Here is a 5,508-nt window from a genome sequence, read left to right as displayed (position 1 = left end):
CTTGACGATAACCTACTTTCACATGGGGAGACCCCACACTATCATCGGCGCGACGCGGTTTCACTGCTGAGTTCGGCATGGATTCAGGTGGTTCACGCGGGCTATGGTCGTCAAGCAATTCGGTACGATAATGCCATCAGGCATTATCTTGATAACTCGGTCTGAAGAAGTAAAGGTACAAGGTAAGTATCCAAACTTTTTTGCTAATACTGTCTTTTAAAACGCTTTGGGTGTTATAGAGTCAAGCCTCACGGGTCATTAGTATCGGTTAGCTCAACGCCTCGCAGCGCTTCCACACCCGACCTATCAACCAGTTGGTCTTACTGGGCCCTTTAGGAGCTTAAAGCTCAGGGAGATCTTATCTTAAAGGAGGCTTCCCGCTTAGATGCTTTCAGCGGTTATCCCGTCCGAACTTAGCTACCGGGCAATGCTCTTGGCAGAACAACCCGAACACCAGAGGTTCGTTCACTCCGGTCCTCTCGTACTAGGAGCAACTCTTCTCAAATCTCCAACGTCCACGGCAGATAGGGACCGAACTGTCTCACGACGTTCTAAACCCAGCTCGCGTACCACTTTAAATGGCGAACAGCCATACCCTTGGGACCGACTTCAGCCCCAGGATGTGATGAGCCGACATCGAGGTGCCAAACACCGCCGTCGATGTGAACTCTTGGGCGGTATCAGCCTGTTATCCCCGGAGTACCTTTTATCCGTTGAGCGATGGCCCTTCCATACAGAACCACCGGATCACTAGAACCTGCTTTCGCACCTGTTCGACGTGTCTGTCTCACAGTCAAGCACCCTTATGCTCTTGCACTCATTGCATGATTTCCAACCATGCTGAGGGTACCTTCGCGCTCCTCCGTTACGCTTTGGGAGGAGACCGCCCCAGTCAAACTACCCACCACACAATGTCCTCGATCTGGATCACAGATCTGAGTTAGAACCTCAAGGTTGCCAGGGTGGTATTTCAAGGTTGGCTCCACAATCACTGGCGTGACTGCTTCTTAGCCTCCCACCTATCCTACACAAGCAACATCAAAGTCCACTGTGAAGCTATAGTAAAGGTTCACGGGGTCTTTCCGTCTAGCCGCGGATACACAGCATCTTCACTGCGATTTCAATTTCACTGAGTCTCGGGTGGAGACAGTGCCCCCATCATTACGCCATTCGTGCAGGTCGGAACTTACCCGACAAGGAATTTCGCTACCTTAGGACCGTTATAGTTACGGCCGCCGTTTACCGGGGCTTCGATCAAGAGCTTCGCTTGCGCTAACCCCATCAATTAACCTTCCGGCACCGGGCAGGCGTCACACCGTATACGTCCACTTACGTGTTTGCACAGTGCTGTGTTTTTAATAAACAGTTGCAGGGGCCTGGTATCTTCGACTGCTTCATGCTCCCGCCGCAGGGCGTTCACATTAATGCAGCGTGCCTTCTCCCGAAGTTACGGCACCATTTTGCCTAGTTCCTTCACCCGAGTTCTCTCAAGCGCCTTGGTCTTCTCGACCTGACCACCTGTGTCGGTTTGGGGTACGGTTACTTATTACCTGAAGCTTAGAGGCTTTTCTTGGAAGCGGGGCATCAACCACTTTAAAGCCGAAGCTTTATCGTCTCGCATCTCGGTTTGTGATTCCGGATTTGCCTAAAATCACGACCTACCTGCTTTTACGTGGATTACCATCACCACGCTGGCCTAGCCTTCTCCGTCCCCCCATCGCAGTAATAAGCAGTACGGGAATATTCACCCGTTTCCCATCGACTACGCTTTTCAGCCTCGCCTTAGGGGCCGACTCACCCTACCCTGATTAGCATGGGATAGGAACCCTTGGTCTTCCGGCGAGGGCGTTTTTCACGCCCTTTGTCGTTACTCATGTCAGCATTCGCACTTCTGATACCTCCAGCAGACTTTTCAATCCACCTTCACAGGCGTACAGAACGCTCCTCTACCGCGCATCCTAAGATGCACCCGCAGCTTCGGCACCTAGTTTAGCCCCGTTATATCTTCCGCGCAGGCCGACTCGACTAGTGAGCTATTACGCTTTCTTTAAAGGGTGGCTGCTTCTAAGCCAACCTCCTAGCTGTTTTAGCCTTCCCACATCGTTTCCCACTTAACTAGAATTTTGGGGCCTTAGCTGGCGGTCTGGGTTGTTTCCCTTTTCACGACGGACGTTAGCACCCGCCGTGTGTCTCCCGAGTAGTACTCATTGGTATTCGGAGTTTGCATGGGGTTGGTAAGTCGGGATGACCCCCTAGCCCAAACAGTGCTCTACCCCCAATGGTATTCGCTCGAGGCGCTACCTAAATAGCTTTCGAGGAGAACCAGCTATCTCCGAGCTTGATTAGCCTTTCACTCCGACCCACAGGTCATCCGAATCTTTTTCAACAGATCCCGGTTCGGTCCTCCAGTTGATGTTACTCAACCTTCAACCTGCCCATGGGTAGATCGCTCGGTTTCGGGTCTACATCCAGCGACTCGCGCCGGTTAGGACTCGCTTTCGCTACGGCTCCCCTATACGGTTAACCTCGCCACTGAATGTAAGTCGCTGACCCATTATACAAAAGGTACGCCGTCACAGAACATGTCTGCTCCGACTGCTTGTACGCATACGGTTTCAGGAGCTATTTCACTCCCCTCTCCGGGGTGCTTTTCACCTTTCCCTCACGGTACTGGTTCACTATCGGTCAGTCAGGAGTATTTAGCCTTGGAGGATGGTCCCCCCATATTCAAACAGGATTTCTCGTGTCCCGTCCTACTCATTTTCATGCAAAAAAGCTTGTCGTGTACGGGGCTATCACCCTCTACGGCCGTTCTTTCCAGAACCTTCCACTAAACTAATCTGCACTTTTGGGCTAATCCCCGTTCGCTCGCCGCTACTAAGGGAATCTCGGTTGATTTCTTTTCCTCTGGGTACTTAGATGTTTCAGTTCCCCAGGTGCGCCTCTTAATCCTATGTATTCAGATCAAGATACTGAGCAAGCTCAGTGGGTTTCCCCATTCGGACATCTTCGGATCAAAGCTTGTTTACCAGCTCCCCAAAGCTTTTCGCAGGTTTCCACGTCCTTCATCGCCTCTGACTGCCAAGGCATCCACCATATGCGCTTTATCACTTGACTCTATAACCCCAAAACGTCTCTAATCTCTAAGATCAAATCCGTCTCAAAATCGTATCAAGTATTAGACAAAGTTTCGCCGGATACTCATCGCTTGTGTGTATCCTTAATTACTTCTTGGTTTCAGACTTCGTTATCTTGTTAAAGAGCGTCCGTAGAAAATCTACAGAGGTAAAGACCGTCTTCATTAAAACGTCATCCTTACATCTGTATACTCTATACAGCTAAGATTGAGTGCGTGGTGGAGCTAAGCGGGATCGAACCGCTGACCTCCTGCGTGCAAGGCAGGCGCTCTCCCAGCTGAGCTATAGCCCCATCGTCTTTGGTAGGCCTGAGTGGACTTGAACCACCGACCTCACCCTTATCAGGGGTGCGCTCTAACCAGCTGAGCTACAAGCCTACAACAGTAAGGCCTCAAAGCCTACTCAATCTTCTCTACATATCAGGTAATTATAAGTGAGCACTTTGCCTAAACCGTGTCTCTATCGGTTAAGGAGGTGATCCAGCCGCAGGTTCCCCTACGGCTACCTTGTTACGACTTCACCCCAGTCATGAACCCCACCGTGGTAATCGTCCCCCTTGCGGTTAGACTAACTACTTCTGGTGAAGTCCACTCCCATGGTGTGACGGGCGGTGTGTACAAGGCCCGGGAACGTATTCACCGCGACATTCTGATTCGCGATTACTAGCGATTCCGACTTCATGGAGTCGAGTTGCAGACTCCAATCCGGACTACGATAAGTTTTCTGAGATTAGCTCCACCTCGCGGTCTTGCAACCCTCTGTACTTACCATTGTAGCACGTGTGTAGCCCTACTCGTAAGGGCCATGATGACTTGACGTCGTCCCCACCTTCCTCCGGTTTGTCACCGGCAGTCTCCTTAAAGTTCCCGGCATAACCCGCTGGCAAATAAGGATAAGGGTTGCGCTCGTTACGGGACTTAACCCAACATTTCACAACACGAGCTGACGACAGCCATGCAGCACCTGTCTCAGAGTTCCCGAAGGCACCTATCCATCTCTGGAAAGTTCTCTGGATGTCAAGAGTAGGTAAGGTTCTTCGCGTTGCATCGAATTAAACCACATGCTCCACCGCTTGTGCGGGCCCCCGTCAATTCATTTGAGTTTTAACCTTGCGGCCGTACTCCCCAGGCGGTCGACTTATCGCGTTAGCTGCGCCACTCCCAACTCAAGGTCGGCAACGGCTAGTCGACATCGTTTACAGCGTGGACTACCAGGGTATCTAATCCTGTTTGATCCCCACGCTTTCGCACCTCAGCGTCAGTAATAGTCCAGGTAGCCGCCTTCGCCACCGGTATTCCTTCCTATATCTACGCATTTCACCGCTACACAGGAAATTCTACTACCCTCTACCTTACTCTAGATAAGCAGTATCAGGTGCACGTCCTAGGTTGAGCCCAGGGCTTTCACATCTGACTGACCTATCCGCCTACGCGCGCTTTACGCCCAGTAATTCCGATTAACGCTCGCACCCTCCGTATTACCGCGGCTGCTGGCACGGAGTTAGCCGGTGCTTCTTCTGCAAGTAACGTCAATCCGCATGCCTATTAAGCATACGGCCTTCCTCCTTGCTGAAAGTGCTTTACAACCCGAAGGCCTTCTTCACACACGCGGCATGGCTGCATCAGGGTTCCCCCCATTGTGCAATATTCCCCACTGCTGCCTCCCGTAGGAGTCTGGGCCGTGTCTCAGTCCCAGTGTGGCTGATCATCCTCTCAGAACAGCTACGGATCGTCGCCTTGGTAGGCCTTTACCCTACCAACTAGCTAATCCGACATAGGCTCATCCAATAGCAGGAGCTAAAAGCCCCTTTTCCCCCGTAGGGCGTATGCGGTATTAATCAGAGTTTCCCCTGGCTATCCCCCTCTACTGGGCAGATTCCTATGCGTTACTCACCCGTCCGCCGCTCGCCGGCAAAGTAGCAAGCTACTCCCCGCTGCCGCTCGACTTGCATGTGTTAGGCCTGCCGCCAGCGTTCAATCTGAGCCATGATCAAACTCTTCAGTTTAAAATCATATAGTTCCTAAAGTGGAACCAAACTTGGCTCAAGGTCTAAACGTCTCGCTTATTGACGAGTCGCTTGCCTTGATTATCTTAGTGATAAGATCATCAGTCTAGGCAAGCGCCCACTTATAATTACCTGATTATGTTAAAGAGCAGTGCGATTCGTAAATCGCGTCAGAGGCAAGCATTCTACCTGATCCTCCAACCTTGTCAAGCCTTTATTTGTTCCAGAAACCTCAGTAGCGAACTCGTCGCTGCGTCTTGTTCTGTCCCTCGACTTGATGGCGCTCATTATAGCGCCTGAGTTTTTCGCGTCAATGTCTTTTTTATCAAACACTTAGCAAAAACCCACTAGGGCTAGTCTAGCCTA

General features: G+C 51.2%; 2 tRNA genes and 3 rRNA genes. All 5 read right to left on the bottom strand.

The annotated features are described in order from the left end of the window. Positions 1–115: ribosomal RNA gene (gene rrf, locus BMX05_RS12270) — 5S ribosomal RNA — on the bottom strand; the annotation flags it as partial. A 122-nt stretch (positions 116–237) separates the two neighbouring features. After that, positions 238–3,117 (bottom strand): 23S ribosomal RNA (locus BMX05_RS12265). A 236-nt stretch (positions 3,118–3,353) separates the two neighbouring features. Further along, positions 3,354–3,429: transfer RNA gene (locus BMX05_RS12260), tRNA-Ala, on the bottom strand. Between the two features lie 8 nt (positions 3,430–3,437). Further along, a tRNA-Ile gene (locus BMX05_RS12255) sits at positions 3,438–3,514 on the bottom strand. A gap of 90 nt (positions 3,515–3,604) precedes the next feature. Continuing rightward, positions 3,605–5,142: ribosomal RNA gene (locus tag BMX05_RS12250) — 16S ribosomal RNA — on the bottom strand. Positions 5,143–5,508: the final 366 nt, after the last annotated feature.

The organism is Allopseudospirillum japonicum, from assembly GCF_900108915.1.
GTDB classification, from domain to species: Bacteria; Pseudomonadota; Gammaproteobacteria; order Pseudomonadales; family Halomonadaceae; genus Pseudospirillum; species Pseudospirillum japonicum.
This window is presented reverse-complemented; position numbering and strand designations above follow the sequence as displayed.